Origin of the sequence: Allobosea sp. Root483D1 (assembly GCF_001429505.1) — a bacterium.
Taxonomy (GTDB): Bacteria; Pseudomonadota; Alphaproteobacteria; order Rhizobiales; family Beijerinckiaceae; genus Allobosea.
This window is the reverse complement of record NZ_LMJW01000020.1, coordinates 36,542-53,411: the sequence shown is the minus strand read 5'-3', so window position 1 is coordinate 53,411 and position 16,870 is coordinate 36,542. Positions and strand designations below refer to the sequence as shown.

The following is a 16,870-nucleotide window of genomic DNA, read 5'->3' as shown; positions in this document are numbered from 1 at the left end:
GGTGGGTGCGGCGCCTGCGGGCGAGGGTTGCGCCTCGCTCCCGGGAGGCTTCGGGAACCGACCTGGGGGTACTACGGCCCCTGCGCGAGGAGCTCGCTAGACCGCGCCGGCGTCAGCCGGCGCGACANNNNGTGCGGAGGGTGGCTCAATCCCTTCGCGCCGCTTCCTGGCTCAATGGAAGCGGAATACCAAACTGCGCCTCGCGGCGCTCCGCTGCCCCTCGATTGCGATAACGCCCGCAGGATGAGCCTGCGGGCGGGGATGCTCATGCGTCATTCTCGGGCGAAGCGCAGCGTAGACCCGGGAATCTCAGGACCAGTAGGCGCCGACTGGAGCCTCCTCCGGCCTGAGATGCTCGGGACAAGCCCGAGCATGACGCGACTGGGAGACGACCCCTTTCCGTGGCGGGGATATCAGGTTCCTGCAACAGGACGCCCTTGCCCGGCGCAAGAATTGGCGCCTTGCCTTTGCAACTTGCCACAACGCCACCTATCTCGCCTCTTTCCATCGGAGCAAGGCCATGCGGCTTTCGATCCTGCCCACCCTTTGCGCCCTCGCTTTGCTCGCCGCCGCCCCCGCCCGCGCCGAACCACTGAATCCCGAACGCAAGATCGAGGCGACCTCGGATTTCGCCGGCAAGAAGGGCAAGGCCGCCAAGGACATCAGCGGCATTGCCTGCCGCGCGCCTGCCGGCGGCGAGTATCGCTGCCTCGTGATCAACGACGAGAGCAAGGCGGCCCAGTTCGCGACGCTGACGCAGACGACGATCCGGCCCGAGCGCAGCCTGCCGCTCGTCGGCGACACCGCCCCTGCCGCGAGCGGACGCCAGCCGACGATCGGCTGCCCCAAGCCGGGCGGCTTCGGCGAGTTCGACGGCGAGGGCGTCGCTTATGCCGACCGCAGCTTCTATGTCGTCAGCTCGCATGGTTGCTCGCGCCATGGCGGCGAGTATCGCCCCTCTTCCTTCCTGCTGGCGCGCATCCCATCCGCCGGCGGCCAGGCCGGCGCCCCCGAGCTGAGCTGGCGTGTCTCGGATCTTCTCGGCGCAGCCGGCGAGATCGCGCCCTATCTCGGCAAGCCGCTCGACGCCGAGAGCAACGGGCTCAACATAGAAGGCCTCGCCGTGGTCGGCGACCGGCTCTGGCTCGGCCTGCGTGCGCCCTCGCTCGATGGCCGCGCCTTCCTGGTCGGCGGCAGTGTCGCCGAATTGTTCAAGCCGGGCAGCGAGCCGGCGACGGGAAAGCCGCAGCTCCTTGCCTTCCGCGCCGGCGCCCAGCGCGGCGTGCGCGACCTCGCTCCGCTCGCCGATGGCCGCCTGCTCGTCCTCGTCGGCCCGGCGCAGGATCAGGACGTGCCCTATGCGATCCTGCTGCTCGATCCCGCCGAACCCGCCGCCGCTCGCGAGCTCGGCGAGCTGCGGGTGCGCAAGAACGCCAAGGCGGAGGCGCTCACCGTGCTGGCGCAGGAGCGCGACGAGCTGCGCGTCCTCGTCGGCTATGACGGGGTGAAGAACGGCGAGTTCGAGGAGTTCCGGCTGAAGCTGCGCTGATTGAGCCGCCGGCGGTCTTCCCAGCCACCATCAGGCATGCGATGCGCTGGGCCATGAGCTTCCTCGACCGCCTCGATTCCACGGTCTCCCGCTACCTCACCGAGGTCGCCGGCCCGCGCGAGCGCCTTGCGCTGCTGCGCTGGCAGATCGCCGAGCGCCATGCGCTCGACCGGCGCGAAACCATGCCGGGCCATGCCACCACCAGCGCCTTCGTGCTCTCGCCCGACCATGCCCGGATCCTGCTGATCGACCATGTCGTGATTGGCCGCTGGCTCCAGCCCGGCGGCCATTACGAGCCGGCCGCCACCTTCCATGAATCGGCGCTGCGCGAGGCGGTGGAGGAGACCGGCGTTGCCGGTTCCGCGCTGCACCCCTGGCATCGCGGTAGCGATCTGCCCTTCGCCATCGGCAGCCACGAGGTGCCGGGCAGTCCGCGCCGGAACGAACCGCCGCATATCCATCATGACCTGCAATATCTCTTCATTGCCGACCCCACCTTGCTGCTGACTGCCCAGGAGGAGGAAGTCCACGCCGCCGCCTGGAAGCCGATCGTGACGCTGGCCGAGATCGCGCCGGTGGCGTTCGCACGGCTGCAGACCCTGAGTTCTCAAGGTTGAGCTGACCCGCTGTTGCCCGCCTGCAACATTGTAACGATATGATCCCGCGATCGAACATTCCATATTGCGACTCATTCGCATTTGCGTAGGGTGGATTCGCCAACAGGATCGCCAGTCATGCTCAAGCACGCCGCCGTCGCCCTCGCCGTCTCGGGCCTGCTCTCGCCGGCGCTGGCTGCCGATCTTCCCTCCCGCAAGGGCGCGTCGGTTGCACCGCCTGTGCTCTCGGCCTGCACCGAGAGCGAGGGCATCCCGACCGACGCCTTCGGCTTCACCACCGGCTCGGATGTCGCTGAGGTCGGCTCCTTCGGCGCGAGCCTGACCTATGGCGGCGGCTTCGGTGTCCGCGACGGCCGCCAGGCGGCGCATGGCCTGCAGCTCCAGGGCTCCTACGGCCGCTTCCCCTGCTTTGAGATCGGCCCCTATCTGCTCGGAGGCTACACCGACGCGACCATCGCCGACACCAAGGCGGACAGCCGCAGCGCCGGCGCCGGCGTCGAGATGAAATACCGCCTGCTCGGGCGCGACCTGCACGGCATCGGCCTGACCATCGTCGTCGATCCCAGCTTCAACCGCACCGACCCGACCGGCGCCGGCAATTTCACCACCTACAACACCGGCATCCGCCTCTTCGCCGACAAGACGCTGATCCCCGGCAAGCTCTACGCCGCGCTCAACCTCTCGCAAGACCTGACCTGGACGGGCCCGAGCCCCTATCTGCGTTCCTCGACCTTCACGGTCGGCGGCTCGCTCGCCTGGCAGTTGATCGACGGGCTCTATCTCAGCGGCGAAGTCCGCCATCAGCGCCGCCACAACGATCTCGGCTTCGGCAAGGAAGCCGGCTACGCCACCTTCGCCGGCCCCGGCATCTTCTGGCAGGCGAGCAAGCAGCTCGCCATCTCGGCCGCCTACAACATCCAGGTCGCCGGCAAGGCCAAGGGTGTGCCCGGCGATCTCGACGTCACCAATTTCAGCCAGCACGTACTGAAGGTGAAGGCGGCCTACAGTTTCTGAGCGACGCCGCGCAGCATCACTCCGGGACCGGCTGCCCGACCGTCGCACTCGCTTCGGTCTCGGTCTCCGCTTGCTGCGAGCTGCGATCGACTTCTTTCCGGCTGATCGTCTCGACGACGTCGGCCGCAAGCTTCTCCAGCAGCTCGCGCTCGCGCTCGTCGAGCGTGCGCGCGTCCGCATCGAGGATGCAGAGCGCTCCGAGGACGAAGCCATCGGCCGAGCGCAGCGGCGCGCCGGCATAGAAGCGCAGGCCCCAGGTCTTGGCGACGGGATTGTCGGTGAAGCGCGCATCACGCTCGGTATCGGCGACGACCAGCGTCTCGCCGCTCGCCACGACATAGTCGCAGATCGCCGCTTGGCGCGGCAGGATCGGCCGGCCGGCCTCGTCCCGGCCGAAACCGGAAAGCTCCTTGCTGCGACCGATGACGATTTCCTGGTCGGCGTCGATCGCCGAGATCATCGCCACGTCGACATCGAAGGCGTCGGCCGCCCGCTTGGCGATCGCATCGAGATCGTCACGCAGGCTTGCGGCGAGAAAGTCGGTCCCGTGGAGCGCTTCGACGCGCTCATCGTCATTGGCAGGCGCCTCCGCCCCCGTCGGTTCGCCCGCTACCTCGGGCAGCATACGCTGGGCCCGACCGATGACTTCCGCGATCGAGGTCGCGATCTCGTCGGCGCCGATCTCCTTGAAAGCGTCGCTCGCCAGCGCCTCGGCCGGAACAGTCCAGAGGACAAGAACGATCTTGAGTTCCGGCCAGCGCTGCCGCAATCGCCGACAGAACTGACGCGCGGCGCTGTTTGGCTCCCCGCTGAAATAGTTGATGCAGACGACAGGCACGCCATCCAGGTCGAGCCTTCCGACCGAGCTCGCCGTGACATGGACGACCCGACGGGTTTGCGCGGCGATCCCTTCCAGAGAGAGCGCATGCGCGAGCATCTCCGCTGCGATCGCGTCGATCTCCCATTTGCCGCCGATGCAGACAACTTGTGGCCCCGGGACCACCGGAGCCGCGACAGGATGCTCATCGCGCAGTTCCTCAAGCAGAGCCTCCATCCCCTCGGCGACGCGCAGCCGGTGGGCTGCGGTTGCCTGGCGACCGTAGTCATCGCTGGCGAGGCGTAAGACCGCGATGCCGACGGCGTCATAAAAGGGCACCACTGCGAGCGTCTCGATCTCGCTTTCGGCGATCTCGATGGCTTCGTCGACATCGCCGGCGAGCAGGCGCTGGTAGATGCGTTCCGTCGGACTGAGCACCGGCACCGAGCCGAGCAGGGTGTCGAGGAACTGCAATTGCGGCAGCGTCTTGCCGAGGACCAGCAGGCAGACCGTCAGCGGCGTCGACAGGATCAGGCCGACCGGGCCCCAAAGCGCGGTCCAGAAGGTCGCGGCGGCGATCAGCGAGATCGCCGAGAGCCCGGTGCTGGTGCCATAGAGCATCGGCTCGACGATGTTGTTGCTGATGAACTCGAGCCCCGCGATCAGCGCGAGCGTCCACAGCACCATGTGCCAGCCGGGATCGACCGCGAAGGCGAGCGCCAGCGGGAAGACCGCCGAGATCAGCGCGCCTACATAGGGCACGAAGCGCAAGACAGCCGCGACCACGCCCCAGAGCAAAGCGCCGGGCACGCCGATCAGCCACAGGCCGAGCGCCAGCGGTATGGCGAAGGTGGTGTTCACCACGAGCTGCATGAGGAGGTAGCGGCTGATCCGCCGGCCGGCATCCTCGATCGCATCGGTCGAGCGGTGCAGGTTGCCCCCGAGGATGCGCAGCAGCCGGTCGCGCAGGTCGGTCCGGTCGAGCAGCGCCAGCACCACGAAGACGAGAATGATGCCGGCCGTCGCCAGCGGTCCGAGCACACGGCCGAGCCAGACCAGCGCGACCTGCAGCTGGGTGCCCGGCGCCGCCACGACCTCGACCCGCTGCGCCTCCGCGCCCTGCACCGCCTCCACCTCCTTCTGAAGCGAGGTGATCGCGTTCAATGCGCTATCGAGCATTCCGGGCGCCTTGAACTGCGCCTTGAGGTCGTCGAGCTTGCTGTGGATGGTCGATTGATAGGTCGGCAGTTGCTCGCCGAGCGAACGGAGCTGCGTTCCCAGCACGAGGAAGAGGCTGGCGAGCAGGACGAGCACGACGGTCATCACCGCCACGATCGCGATCACCTTGGGCAGCCCGCGCCGGCGCAGCCACACCACCGGGGGATTGAGCGCGAAGCCGATCAGGAAGGCGAAGGCGAGCGGGATCAGGATGTCCTGGCCGTAATAGAGCGCCGCTATGATCACTGCCGCTGAGACGAGTGCCGCCGCTACCCTGACGATGTCGGCGCCCCCCAGGTCGCCCGCGCTGATGCCGCCCGCCTCCGGCTGGACCGCTCTTCGGCTTGGAGCCGGTGTCGTCGTCATGCGCGAAGCCCCCCGGCCCCTATTGGGTCGCCCTAAGAACGTGAGAGGGACTGTCCGGTTCCGCCTGCGCCCCAATCCGCATTGCGAACTGCAAGGCGCAGACGCTAAGACGAAGGAAGTTCAACCATTGGTGTCTACGATGGCGCGGGAAGAGGCCGGAAGCGGCGCATCGGACAAAGCGGGGATGATCTGCCGGGCGCTGCGCCGCGCGATCATCGAGCGAGCGCTTGAACCCGGCGCGACCTTGCCTGAGGACGCGCTCGGCGAACGCTTCGGCGTCAGCCGCACCCTGGCACGCCATGCGCTTGCCCAGCTCGCCGCCGAGGGTCTGGTCGAACTACGCCGCAACCGCACTGCCGTGGTGGCGACGCCGAGCTGGCAGGAGGCGCGCGACACCTTCGACATCCGCATCGAGCTGGAGCGCCTCGTCATGCGCCAGCTCGCCGGTCGGCTGAGCAAGGCGCAGCTTTCGACCCTGCGCGCCCATGTCGATGCCGAGGACACAGCGCGTGGCGGCCCCGACGCGGTCTCGATCCGGCTCGCGACCGAGTTCCACATTCTGCTCGCTGAGATGACGGAGAGCCCGATCCTCATCCGCTATGTCAGTGAGCTTTCCTATCGCTGCTGCCTGATCCTGTCGCTCTACAGTCGGCCGCACTCCTCGGAATGCGGCATCAACGAGCACCGCCTGCTGATCGACGCCCTCGCGACCGGCGACGTCGGAAAAGTCACGAGCCTGATGCACCACCATCTCGATTCGGTGGCGAAGCGCGCGCTGGTGGCGGAAGCCAAGCCGCGCGGACGCGACATCATGGCGATTCTTGCGCCTTACGCGGAGGCGCCGGCCGCGAAGGCGCCACGGAAACGATCGCTCAAGGCGGCCGAGTAACCGGCCTTGTCGCCAAGACGGCAGGCGAATTGACGCTGCCGCATTTCCGCCCTACTCGTGAACGCGACGGTTCCCTCACGGGATCAAAAGGGAACGCAGTGCGGGTGGCTCGTCCACCTCATGCTGCGGCTGCCCCCGCAACTGTAAGCGGCGAGCCTTTCGCCATACGCCACTGGGACCTCGGCCCTGGGAAGGCGGCGAAAGGCGGTGACCCGCGAGCCAGGAGACCTGCCGTCAGCCGTGGTCACACGCGAACACATCGGCCGGGGGTCCGCTGATGGGTGATAGGCCTTTGCGCGCCCTTTTTTCGGGAGCGGAGCGGACTATCTCGTTCGCGGTGACGTGCCACTGACGTTACCGCCGAGGTTTTACCGTGATCCGCTTGTCCAACCCCGCCAGGAGCGGGCGTTTACCCTTTGCCCTTTCCCTGCTCGCAATCTCGACCATGCTGACGCCGCTCGCCGCACTGGCGCAATCGGGCGAAAAGCCGATCGCGCTCGACGAACTCGTCGTCAGCCCGACCGGCGTTCCGACGCCGGCCAGGGAGATCGCGAGCTCGGTCACCGTCATCACCTCCAAGGAGATCGAGCGCCAGCAGCGCCGCACCCTGCCGCAGGCGCTCGCCGCCGTGCCTGGCCTTAACCTCGTCCAGACCAACGGCCCGGGCGGGCTGACCTCGGTCTTCATGCGCGGCACCAACTCGAACCACGTCAAGGTGCTGATCGACGGCATCGAGGTGAACGATCCCTCGACGCCGAACCGCTCCTTCGATTTCGGCCAGATGCTGACCACCGACATCGAGCGGATCGAGGTGCTGCGCGGCCCGCAGAGCGGCCTCTACGGCGCCAATGCGCTCGGGGGCGTCATCTCGATCACCAGCAAGCGCGGCGAAGGCCCGCCCAAGGTGACGGGCTCGGTCGAGGCCGGCTCGCATGGCACCTTCAACCAGAGCATCGGCGTCAGCGGCGGCGACGACCGCTTCGACTATGCCTTCGGCATCAGCCATTTCCGTGCGGATGCGACACCGGTGACGCCCCCGGAGCTCGTGCCCGCCGGCCGGCGGCGCAATCCGAACTCCTATGACAACTGGAGTTATTCCGCCCGCCTCGGCGCCAAGCTGACCGATACGCTGAGCGTCAACTGGGTCGGCCGCTACATCGACGGGCAATTGCTGTTCACCGGCGATTCCGGCTTCCCGAGCCGGCCGGACTCCTTCCGCTCCAGCCAGAACTACCGCCAGGCCTTCACCCGCGGCGAGGTCGTCTGGAATCCCTTGGACGGCCGCTTCGTCAACCGCTTCGGCGTCTCCTACAGCAATCAGGACCGTTCCAACCGCCGGCCGAACGCCTTCGGCCTCCTAGAGCTGCCCAGCGAGAACCTGGGCGAACGCACCAAATACGACTGGCGTGGCGACCTTCAGATCGTGAAGGGCCAGACCCTGGTGATGGGCCTGCAATACGAGACCGAGCGCTTCGACACGTCCGCCAAGACTGTCTCGAACGGCAACAAGGGCGCCTTCGTCGAATTGCAGTCGAACTGGACCGACCGCTTCTTCACCGTCGCCAATATCCGCTACGATCACGACGACAAGTTCGGCGGCCACACCACCTATCGCATCGCACCGGTCTTCATCGTGCCAGGCACCGAAACCAAGCTGAAGGCGAGCTACGGCACCGGCTTCAAGGCGCCGACGCTGAGCGAGCGCTTCAGCGACTCACGCCCGGCCTTCAACTTCTACGGCAACCCCGATCTGAAGCCGGAGGAGAGCCGCGGCTGGGATGTCGGCTTCGAGCAGCCGCTGCTGAACGGGCAGGTCAACTTCGGCGCGACCTGGTTCCAGAACGACATCGACAACCTGATCCTGACCAACGCCACGCGCACCTCCTACGCCAATATCGGGCGCGCCACGACCAAGGGGGTCGAGGCCTTCGCCGCGCTGGAGTTGACGCCGCAATTCAAGGTCCGGGCCGACTACACCTTCACCCTCGCCAAGGATGAGACTGCGCGCCAGGAACTGCTGCGCCGGCCGCGTCACAAGCTCAGCGTCACCGCGAGCTGGATGCCGATCGAGAAGCTGACCCTGTCCGCGACGCTGATCTATGTCGGTGAGCGCATGGACGGAAACCGCGACTTCTCGATCTCGCGGATGCGCGCGCCGGGCGCCGCCATCGTCAACCTCGCCGCCGACTACAAGGTCGACGAGCGGTTCACCGTGTTCGGCCGCGTCGATAACCTGTTCGACAAGCGCTACGAGAACCCGGTCGGCTTCCTGGTACCGGGCCTCAGCGCCGTCGGCGGGATCAGGATGAGCCTGTGAGGCGACTGGCCGCCCTCGCGCTCGGCCTCTGGCTGGCGGCGTCCGGCAGCCTCGCCCGCGCGGACGACGTGCCTGCCCGGCCGCAGCGCATCGTCTCGCTCAACATGTGCACCGACGAGCTGGTGCTGCGCCTTGCAGCACCGGAGCACATCGCCTCCGTGACTTGGCTGTCGCAGGACTCGCGCAACGCCAACATGGCCGAGCTCGCCCGCACGATTCCGGCCAATCACGGCCTGGTCGAGCAGGTGCTGGCACTGAAGCCCGACCTCGTCATCGCCGGTGCCTTCACCACACGAAGCACCGTCGCGCTCCTGAAGCGCGTCGGCGCGCCGGTCAAAGAATTCGGCGTGCCGCGCAATCTCGCCGAGATGCGCCAGCAGATCCGCGACATGGCGAAGTTGCTCGGCGAACCAGAGCGCGGCGAGGCGTTGATCGCCGGGATCGACGCGCGGCTCGCCGAGCTGGCGGACCGCCCTCGCCCTACCCATCCGCGCGCGATCGTGCTGCGCCCGAACGGCTTCACTACCGGGCGCGGCTCGCTCGTCGACGAGATCCTGACGGCGGCGGGCCTGATCAACCTCGCCGCCGAGCTCGGCATCGACAATTACGGCCAGATCGCGCTCGAGACCGTAGCGCTAGGAAAGGCCGACATCCTGATCCTCAACACCACGCCCGACGGCCCGCCCTCGCTCGCGCACGAGATACTGCATCATCCCATCCTTGCCCGGCTCGGCGATCGGCTGAAGCTCATCGCCTTGCCGTCGAAGCTCTGGACCTGCGCCGGTCCGGCGGTGATCGACGCGATCGAATTGCTGCTCGATGCGGCAGCGCCGACGCCGACCGGAAGCCGACCATGAGCACCGCGGCCATGCCATCATCCGCATCCGACAGGATGTCCTATTGGCGCCTCGTCGCCCTCCTGTCTGCCGCCACGCTCGCCATGACCGTGCTGTCGCTCGCGGTCGGCTATGCTCGGCTCGATATCTTCGTCGCGCTCAGTGACTGGATCGCCGGCCGACGGAGCCTGCCTGCGCTCGTGCTCGTCGAATTGCGCCTGCCGCGCGCCATCCTCGGTGCTCTCGTCGGCTTCAGCCTCGGCCTCGCCGGCGCGGCGATGCAGGGCCTGCTGCGCAACCCGCTGGCAGAGCCCGGCATCGTCGGCATCTCCAGCGCCGCCGCCTTCGGTGCCGTCACCGTGTTCTATTCCGGTTTCGCCGGCGCCTTCGCGCTCGCTTTGCCGCTCGGCGGCATCGCCGGGGCGCTGCTCGCCGTCCTCCTGCTCTTCGGGCTCAATGGCCGCGGTGCCGGCACGATGACGCTGATCCTCGCCGGCGTCGCGATCAACAGTTTTGCGGGGGCGATGACCTCGCTGGCGCTCAACCTCGCGCCCAACCCCTATGCGGCTCTGGAGATCGTGTTCTGGCTGATGGGCTCGCTCGCCGATCGCAGCCTGATCCATGTCTGGCTGGTGCTGCCGCTGATGCTGATCGGCTGGGCCTTGCTTCTCTCCAGCGCGCCGGCGCTCGACGGCCTCACCCTCGGCGAGGACACGGCGCGTAGCCTCGGCTTCGACCTGACCTGGCTGCGGGTGCGCTTGATCGGCGGCGCGGCGCTCGCCGTCGGCAGTGCCGTCGCCGTCACCGGCGCGATCGGCTTCGTCGGCCTCGTCGTGCCGCATCTCCTGCGGCCGCTGGTCGGTCACCGGCCGGGCCGGCTCCTGCTGGTCAGCGGCTTTGGCGGTGCGATCCTGCTGCTCGCCGCCGACACGATGCTGCGGCTGATGCCGATTCGGCCCGAGCTCAAGCTCGGCGTCGTCACCGCTTTGATCGGCGCGCCCTTCCTGTTCAGCCTGATCCAGCGCCTGCGGCGGGAGGCGTGATGCGTATCGAAGCGAACGGCATCGCGATCGCCTTCGACGGCAAGCCGATCCTCGCCGGGATCGACCTGGCGCTGCGCCCCGGCGAACTCGTCGGCCTGATCGGCGCCAATGGCGCCGGCAAGACCACCTTGCTGCGCATCCTCGCCGACCTGCTGCCGCCAGCGGCCGGCACGGTGCTCTATGACGGCATGCCAGCAAAGACGCTGGGGCGCCGCACCCTGGCGCAGCGCCTCGCCTTCCTCGCCCAGGGCGGCAGCGTGCAATGGCAGATGCGGGCGGAAGCCGTCGTCGCACTCGGCCGCCTGCCACATCGGCGCCCCTTCGCCGATCTCACCGAGGTCGACCGCGCCGCGATCACCAACGCGTTCGCCGCAACCGATGCGAGCGCTTTCCGCGAGCGCAGTCTCGACAGCCTCTCCGGCGGCGAGCGCATGCGGGTGCTGCTGGCGCGGGCTTTGGCGGTCGAGGCGGAGATGCTGCTCGCCGACGAGCCGCTGGTCGGGCTCGACCCGCGCCATCAGCTCGAGGCGATGGCGCTGTTCAAGCGGATCGCTGCCGCCGGCACCGGCATCGTCGTCGTGCTGCACGATCTCTCGCTTGCCGGGCGCTTCTGCGACCGGCTCGTGCTGCTCGATCAAGGTCGGATTCTCGCCGACGGCCCGCCCGCCGCAGTGCTCGATGACGACAACCTCGCCCGCGCCTTCGGCATCGCAGTCGCCCGCGGCAAGCGGGACGGCGAAGACTTCGTCCTGCCCTGGCAGGCCCTGAACCATGGAGAACCCGGCCGATGACGGCAGATGACGTGACCAGCCTGATCCGCGAGGAACTGGCGACGGCGACGACGCAGTGGAATCTCGGCACCTTCGGCGCCATCGCCGAGTTCGTGCGCGATCCCGGTGAGCCGGTGGCGCTCGGCGACGGACCGGATCGTCTCGCTGCCGTCACCAATCGCGGCGGCATCGGCTTCGACGATCTCTCTGAGATCAGGCTCTTCGCCTCGGAGACCGCGGTCGGCCTAGGCTGGAGCCATCGCATCGCGCTCTGCCTGCCGGAGGCGGCCTGCGCGATGAACCGCCGCACAGTCCTGACCGAGCTCGGCCCGGACGAAGCGGCGCTGCGGCCGCAGGACCGGCCCGGCATCCTGTTCGACATGGGCCTCGGCACGCTGCAGGTCGACATCTGCATCCGCACCGGCGATCCCGAACTGATCGCGACCTTGCGCGGGGTCGCCAGCAAGAGCCTGTTCGAGGCCGGCAACCCGGCGATGGCAGCAATCGTCGCGAAGGGACCGCACCGCGTCTTCATCACGCGGGCCGGCCGCTGCGAGGTCTACCAGCCGATCCCGCCCGCAGACGGCAAGAGCCCTGAAGGGCCGCACACCCATGTCCTGCCGCAATTGCTGCGCAGCGGACGCTCGCATGCGGCGACCGAACCGGTCCCGGACGGGTACATTCCCGTCGCCCATCTCGTCCCGGCGCATCCGCTGAAAGATGCGATGGCCCGGCCGCGGCCCTGGGATGGCGTGGCGCATGAGCGCTTCCAGTCGCTCCTCGCCGCTACCGGCGATCCGGAGCTCACGGCGCTGAAACGCAGCCTTCTGGATGCAGCCCGCTCCGGCTCAGATCCTGCGGGCTTTCGCGAGCCGGCAAACAAATTCGCTCGTCACACCCTGCGGGTCGCGCTTCGGCAATTGCGGGCTGGCGCTCCGCCACCGGGCCTGTCGCGTTGGTTCGAAGCCTTCGATCGTCAGGAGCCGGCTAACGAAGATGCCGACGCCTACGGCCACGGCTAGAGCACGCGGATTTTACGCGGAACAATGTCGTCATCCCGGGACTTCGCGCAGCGAAGAGCCCGGAACCCAGAACCGATACCGGCCGTGATGATGGCACAGCGAGCGACGCGCTTTTCCGGAGACGGAATCAGCTCTGGATTCCAGGCTCAGGCCTGCGGCCTGCCCCGGAAAGACGGGATGGTTCTCTCGCCAGATAGGAACCTTGGCCAGCTCAGCCCAGCGCCGGCGTCGTCGCCCGCAGGATCAGGTCGGGCTCGATGACGATGCCCTGCTGGGCGTTGCGGCCGGCGATGCGGTCGAGCAGCATCCGCATCGCCATCTCGCCAAGGTCCTGCTTGGCGATCCGCAGCGTCGTCAGAGCCGGCGAGACCAGGCTCGAGGCAGGAATGTCGTCGCAGCCGACGATGGCGATGTCGCCGGGCACGCTGACGCCCGCCTGCGCCAGCGGCCGCATCATTCCGAGCGCGATCAGGTCGTTGTAGCAGATCATCGCATCGATCCGCGCCGCCTCGGGCAGGAAACGGGCCGCGATCTCGGCCCCGCCCTGAAGATCGGGCGTGCAGGGCAGATCGAAGACCAGCGACAGCCCATGACGCGCCAGCGCCGCCTCGATCCCTTCGCGTCGCTTGCGCCCGCCATGCGAGGAGGACGGCCCGGCCGCGAAGCCGAAGCGCGTTCGGCCCTGCGCGATCAGCTGCATGACAACGGCCTCGACGCCGGCACGGTAATCGACCTCGATCGTGCCGGCATGGCGCTTGGCGGCGGCGCGGTTGATCAGCACCACCGCCCGGTGCGGCGCGATCGCACGCAGAAGGCGCTCCTCGTCGAGGCGGGCACTGCAGATGATCAGGCCGTCGACGCGCTTGTCGAGCAGCATGCCGAGCACCTCCTCCTCGCGCTCGGGATCCTCAACCACATTGCAGGAGAGCAGTGTGTAGCCCGCCGGCCGCGCCACCAGCTCGGCGCCGCGAATGATCTCGGGGAAGAACGGGTTGACGATGTCAGGCACCACGATGCCGACTGTGTTCGAGCGGTCGTTCTTCAGGCTCTTGGCAAAGGTGTTGGGTCGGTAGCTCAGTGCACGGGCCGCCTCCAGCACGCGCCGACGCGTCTCCTCGCCGGCGCCGCCGCGGCCGTTGAGCACCCGCGAGACGGTCATCGGCGAGACGCCGGCCGCCTCGGCGACATCGGTGATCGTGGGCGGGCGCAAGACCGGCTTCATGTCCATATCGCCTTATCTCACGATAACGATATCTTTTTCCAGTAACTTCTTTGGCGGCATTTATCGCTGATTTATTTCAGTTTCTCCTCCGTACAGTATCAGATCGGCGGCCGAAATGACCGCGATCGCAAGACTTGACGTCCTAATTGAGATAACGATAACGTACCTTCCATAGCGCCCGCCACGAGCAGAAGGCGCAGCGGAGGAAACGATGGCAGCTTTCCATGGGCGCGCCCTGCGTGGCGCTGCTCTGTCCCTGCTTCTTACCTTTTCGGGCACGGCACATGCCGCCGAGTACAAGGAAGCGCCCGGGCTCTCCGAACTGGTCAAGGGCGGCAAGCTGCCGCCGGTCGCGCAGCGCCTGCCCGAGGCGCCGCTGGTGCTCAGCCCCGTCGAGAAGGCCGGGAAGTATGGCGGCACCTGGCGCCAGGCGTTGATGGGCGGCAGCGACTCGCTGATCGAGCGCTCGGTCGGCTACACCCGCCTCGTCCGCTGGAACCGGGCCTGGACCGCAGTCGAGCCCGATGTCGCCGAGAAGGTCGACGTCAAGCCTGACGGCACCGAATACGTCTTCCATCTGCGCAAGGGCACGCGCTGGTCCGACGGCGCGCCGTTCACCGCCGACGACCTGGTGTTCTGGTACCAGGACGTGCTGATGAACAAGGAGCTGACGCCGTCGGTTCCGCGCTGGCTGCGCAGCGGCAACGACCCCGTCGTCGTCGAGAAGATCGACGACGTCACCGTGAAGTTCCGCTTCACCGGGCCAAACGGCATGTTGCTGGAGAACATGGCGACGACCTTCGGTTCGGACATCCTGGCCGCGGCGCCGGCGCATTATCTCAAGCAGTTCCACAAGAAGTACAATCCAGGCGGCATCGACAAGCTGGTCGCTGAGGCCAAGGCGGCGAACTGGTCGGCCCTGTTCCTGAACAAGACCAGTTTCCCCGGCCGCTGGCGCGCCACCGGCCGGCCGGTGCTCGACCCCTGGCAGATGACCGTGCCCTATGGCGGCACCACCCAGGTCGTGCTCGAGCGCAATCCATACTACTTCAAGGTCGATCCGGAGGGGCGCCAGCTGCCCTATATCGACCGTGTCACCTTCGACATCATGGGCGACCAGCAGGCGATCGTGCTCAAGGCGATCAATGGCGAGCTCGACATGCAGAACCAGCGCCTCAATGGCCTGGAGACGCGGATCGTGCTGGCCCAGAACCGCGAGCGCAGCGGCTATCGCCTGTTCAAGGCGCAGCCGGCCTGGTCGAATGCGATGTGCATCTCGCTCAATCAGACCAGCAAGAACCCGGTGCTGCGCGAAGTCTTCCGCAATCGGGATTTCCGCGTCGCGCTCTCGCTCGCCATCAACCGCGAGGAGCTCAACGAGCTGATCTATGCCGGCCAGTCGCAGCCTTATCAGGCGGCGCCGCGTCCGGGCACAGCGCTCTACGACGCCGAGATGGCGACGCAGTACACCAAGTTCGACCCGAAGGGCGCCAACGAGCTGCTCGACAAGGCCGGCTTTTCCAAGCGAGACGGGCAGAAATTCCGGCTCGGCCCGGACGGCAAGCGCATCTCCTTCGCCGTCGACGCCGCAACCTCGCGCCGCTACCAGATCGACGCGCTCGAACTGATCAAGAAGTACTGGGCCGCGGTCGGCATCGAGATGCAGGTCAAGACGATCGAGGAATCCTTCGCCTTCGCCCGCATGCTCGCCAATGAGCACGACGCCATGGTCTGGATCGGCGGCGGCGGCTACGACTTCCTCGGCGTCCTCGACCCGAAATGGTACTTTCCTTACGAGAACCAGGCGGCCTTCGCCTCGGCCTGGGGCATCTATTTCCAGAACCCGAACGATCCCAATGCCGAGGAGCCGCCCGAGCCGGCCAAGCGCCAGCAGGCGCTCTATGTCGAAATGCAGAAGACGCCCGGCACCGCCGGCCAGTTCGAGGTGATGAAGAAGATCCTCGCGATCACCCGCGAGCAGTTCTACGTGATCGGCACCAACATGGACGCCGACAATTACGGCGTCGTGAAGAACAACATGCGCAATGTGCCCGAGCTGATGCCGGACACGTTCTTCTACATGACGCCCGGCCCGACCAATCCGGAGCAGTATTTCTACGAATAGCCCCGGCCATCGAGACTGGAGCCCGCAGCCGCCGGCTCCGGGCTCTCCGCCCCGCCCGAACCGCATCGGAGGCCTGTGATGCTCCGCTACATGCTGAGACGGCTCGTCTATACGCTGGGAACGCTGGCGGCGGTGTCGGTCGTCGCCTTCCTGGTGATCCAATTGCCGCCGGGCGACTTCCTGACCTCGTTCAGCGCCAAGTTCGCCGAGCAGGGCGGCTCGCTCGACACTGACTCGCTGACCGCGCTGAAGCTGCGCTACGGGCTCGATCAACCCTGGTACGTGCAGTACTGGCTCTGGATTTCCGGTATCCTCTTCCGCGGCGATTTCGGCGAGTCCTTCGAGTGGAACAAGCCGGTCTCCGAATTGATGTGGGACCGCTTCGGCCTCACCGTCCTGCTCTCCGGCATCACCCTCGTCGTCACCTGGCTCGTCGCCCTGCCGATCGGCATCTACAGCGCGGTCCGGCGCTATTCCTGGCTCGACTATGTCGTGACCTTCCTCGGCTTCCTCGGCCTCGCCATACCGAGTTTCCTGCTGGCCCTGGCGCTGATGTACGTGTTCTCGCGCTATTTCGGCATGAGCGTCAGCGGCCTGTTCTCGCCTGCGTACGTCAACGCGCCCTGGAGCCTTGCCAAGATCGGCGACCTCGCCATGCACTTGTGGCTGCCGGTCTTCGTGCTGTCGACGCACGGCACTGCAGCGCTGATCCGCGTCATGCGCGCCAACCTGATCGACGAACTCTACAAGCCCTATGTCCAGACCGCCCGCGCCAACGGGCTCGGCGAGGCGGAGCTGCTGTTCAAATACCCGGTCCGGGTCGCCCTCAACCCGTTCATCTCGACCATCGGCTGGGTGCTGCCGAACCTCGTCTCCGGCGCGATCGTCACCTCGGTGGTGATGAGCCTGCCGACCGCCGGCCCGCTGCTGCTCTCGGCCCTGCTGGCGCAGGACATGTACCTTGCCGGCAGCTTCATCCTGATGCTGAGCGTGCTCACCGTGATCGGCACGCTGATCTCCGACCTCCTGCTCGCGTGGCTCGATCCGCGCGTGCGCTACGCCTGA

General features: G+C 67.3%; 13 protein-coding genes and 1 riboswitch. Of the genes, 11 read left to right on the top strand and 2 right to left on the bottom strand.

All coding sequences use genetic code 11. From position 1 onward, the window contains the following. The first annotated feature begins 520 nt into the window (after window positions 1-520). The 3 genes from ASE66_RS18820 (at window position 521) to ASE66_RS18810 (ending at window position 3,180) form a co-directional block, all read left to right on the top strand. Window positions 521-1,549 carry a DUF3616 domain-containing protein gene (locus ASE66_RS18820; protein ID WP_057191257.1) on the top strand — a complete coding sequence of 343 codons (1,029 nt, stop codon included), beginning with the start codon at window positions 521-523 and terminating at the stop codon, window positions 1,547-1,549. 53 nt (window positions 1,550-1,602) lie between these two features. Beyond that, window positions 1,603-2,166, top strand: coding sequence for an NUDIX hydrolase (locus tag ASE66_RS18815; protein ID WP_162262512.1), 564 nt, complete (start codon window positions 1,603-1,605; stop codon window positions 2,164-2,166). A 117-nt stretch (window positions 2,167-2,283) separates the two neighbouring features. Then, on the top strand, window positions 2,284-3,180 hold the full coding sequence (locus tag ASE66_RS18810) for a hypothetical protein (RefSeq protein WP_057191255.1): 897 nt from the start codon (window positions 2,284-2,286) through the stop codon (window positions 3,178-3,180). Window positions 3,181-3,196: 16 nt separating this feature from the next. Here the strand turns inward: ASE66_RS18810 and ASE66_RS18805 are convergent, their stop codons facing one another. After that, entirely contained in the window at window positions 3,197-5,581 is a 2,385-nt protein-coding gene (locus tag ASE66_RS18805; protein ID WP_082613571.1) for an AI-2E family transporter, read from the bottom strand. A gap of 184 nt (window positions 5,582-5,765) precedes the next feature. On the opposite strand from ASE66_RS18805, the gene ASE66_RS18800 reads away from it, so the two are divergent. From ASE66_RS18800 to ASE66_RS18775, 6 genes are all read left to right on the top strand, one after another. Further along, window positions 5,766-6,470 (top strand): GntR family transcriptional regulator, encoded by a 705-nt coding sequence (locus tag ASE66_RS18800; RefSeq protein WP_244494986.1) that lies wholly within the window; start codon window positions 5,766-5,768, stop codon window positions 6,468-6,470. A 50-nt stretch (window positions 6,471-6,520) separates the two neighbouring features. Continuing rightward, window positions 6,521-6,721, top strand: a riboswitch (cobalamin riboswitch). Between the two features lie 122 nt (window positions 6,722-6,843). Beyond that, a complete protein-coding gene (locus tag ASE66_RS18795) occupies window positions 6,844-8,787 on the top strand; it encodes a TonB-dependent receptor plug domain-containing protein (protein ID WP_244494985.1) in 1,944 nt (647 codons plus the stop codon). Further along, window positions 8,784-9,644, top strand: a complete 861-nt coding sequence (locus tag ASE66_RS18790; protein ID WP_057191251.1) for an ABC transporter substrate-binding protein — start codon at window positions 8,784-8,786, stop codon at window positions 9,642-9,644. Before ASE66_RS18795 ends, ASE66_RS18790 begins: the two co-directional genes overlap by 4 nt. 35 nt (window positions 9,645-9,679) lie before the next feature. After that, window positions 9,680-10,666 carry a FecCD family ABC transporter permease gene (locus ASE66_RS18785; protein ID WP_244495016.1) on the top strand — a complete coding sequence of 329 codons (987 nt, stop codon included), beginning with the start codon at window positions 9,680-9,682 and terminating at the stop codon, window positions 10,664-10,666. Further along, window positions 10,666-11,457, top strand: a complete 792-nt coding sequence (locus tag ASE66_RS18780; protein WP_057191250.1) for an ABC transporter ATP-binding protein — start codon at window positions 10,666-10,668, stop codon at window positions 11,455-11,457. The genes ASE66_RS18785 and ASE66_RS18780 overlap by 1 nt, the downstream gene beginning before the upstream one ends. After that, window positions 11,454-12,458 (top strand): DUF6925 family protein, encoded by a 1,005-nt coding sequence (locus ASE66_RS18775; RefSeq protein ID WP_057191249.1) that lies wholly within the window; start codon window positions 11,454-11,456, stop codon window positions 12,456-12,458. The genes ASE66_RS18780 and ASE66_RS18775 overlap by 4 nt, the downstream gene beginning before the upstream one ends. A 211-nt stretch (window positions 12,459-12,669) precedes the next feature. Here the strand turns inward: ASE66_RS18775 and ASE66_RS18770 are convergent, their stop codons facing one another. Next, window positions 12,670-13,680 carry a LacI family DNA-binding transcriptional regulator gene (locus tag ASE66_RS18770; protein ID WP_082613642.1) on the bottom strand — a complete coding sequence of 337 codons (1,011 nt, stop codon included), beginning with the start codon at window positions 13,678-13,680 and terminating at the stop codon, window positions 12,670-12,672. 211 nt (window positions 13,681-13,891) lie between these two features. Here ASE66_RS18770 and ASE66_RS18765 point away from each other — a divergent pair, with 211 nt between their 5' ends. Together ASE66_RS18765 and ASE66_RS18760 are read left to right on the top strand one after the other, a co-directional pair. Beyond that, the gene (locus ASE66_RS18765; RefSeq protein ID WP_057191248.1) at window positions 13,892-15,805 is read left to right on the top strand and encodes an ABC transporter substrate-binding protein; all 1,914 of its coding nucleotides are present in this window, start codon (window positions 13,892-13,894) and stop codon (window positions 15,803-15,805) included. A gap of 78 nt (window positions 15,806-15,883) precedes the next feature. Beyond that, a complete protein-coding gene (locus tag ASE66_RS18760; protein WP_057191247.1) occupies window positions 15,884-16,870 on the top strand; it encodes an ABC transporter permease in 987 nt (328 codons plus the stop codon).

Bases quoted from the DNA above. Each gene is read 5' to 3' on its own strand.
- ASE66_RS18820 (WP_057191257.1), top strand. From the start codon at position 521: ATGCGGCTTTCGATCCTGCCCACCCTTTGCGCCCTCGCTTTGCTCGCC.
- ASE66_RS18815 (WP_162262512.1), top strand. From the start codon at position 1,603: ATGAGCTTCCTCGACCGCCTCGATTCCACGGTCTCCCGCTACCTCACC.
- ASE66_RS18810 (WP_057191255.1), top strand. From the start codon at position 2,284: ATGCTCAAGCACGCCGCCGTCGCCCTCGCCGTCTCGGGCCTGCTCTCG.
- ASE66_RS18805 (WP_082613571.1), bottom strand. From the start codon at position 5,581: ATGACGACGACACCGGCTCCAAGCCGAAGAGCGGTCCAGCCGGAGGCG.
- ASE66_RS18800 (WP_244494986.1), top strand. From the start codon at position 5,766: ATGATCTGCCGGGCGCTGCGCCGCGCGATCATCGAGCGAGCGCTTGAA.
- ASE66_RS18785 (WP_244495016.1), top strand. From the start codon at position 9,680: ATGTCCTATTGGCGCCTCGTCGCCCTCCTGTCTGCCGCCACGCTCGCC.
- ASE66_RS18780 (WP_057191250.1), top strand. From the start codon at position 10,666: ATGCGTATCGAAGCGAACGGCATCGCGATCGCCTTCGACGGCAAGCCG.
- ASE66_RS18775 (WP_057191249.1), top strand. From the start codon at position 11,454: ATGACGGCAGATGACGTGACCAGCCTGATCCGCGAGGAACTGGCGACG.
- ASE66_RS18770 (WP_082613642.1), bottom strand. From the start codon at position 13,680: ATGAAGCCGGTCTTGCGCCCGCCCACGATCACCGATGTCGCCGAGGCG.
- ASE66_RS18765 (WP_057191248.1), top strand. From the start codon at position 13,892: ATGGCAGCTTTCCATGGGCGCGCCCTGCGTGGCGCTGCTCTGTCCCTG.
- ASE66_RS18760 (WP_057191247.1), top strand. From the start codon at position 15,884: ATGCTCCGCTACATGCTGAGACGGCTCGTCTATACGCTGGGAACGCTG.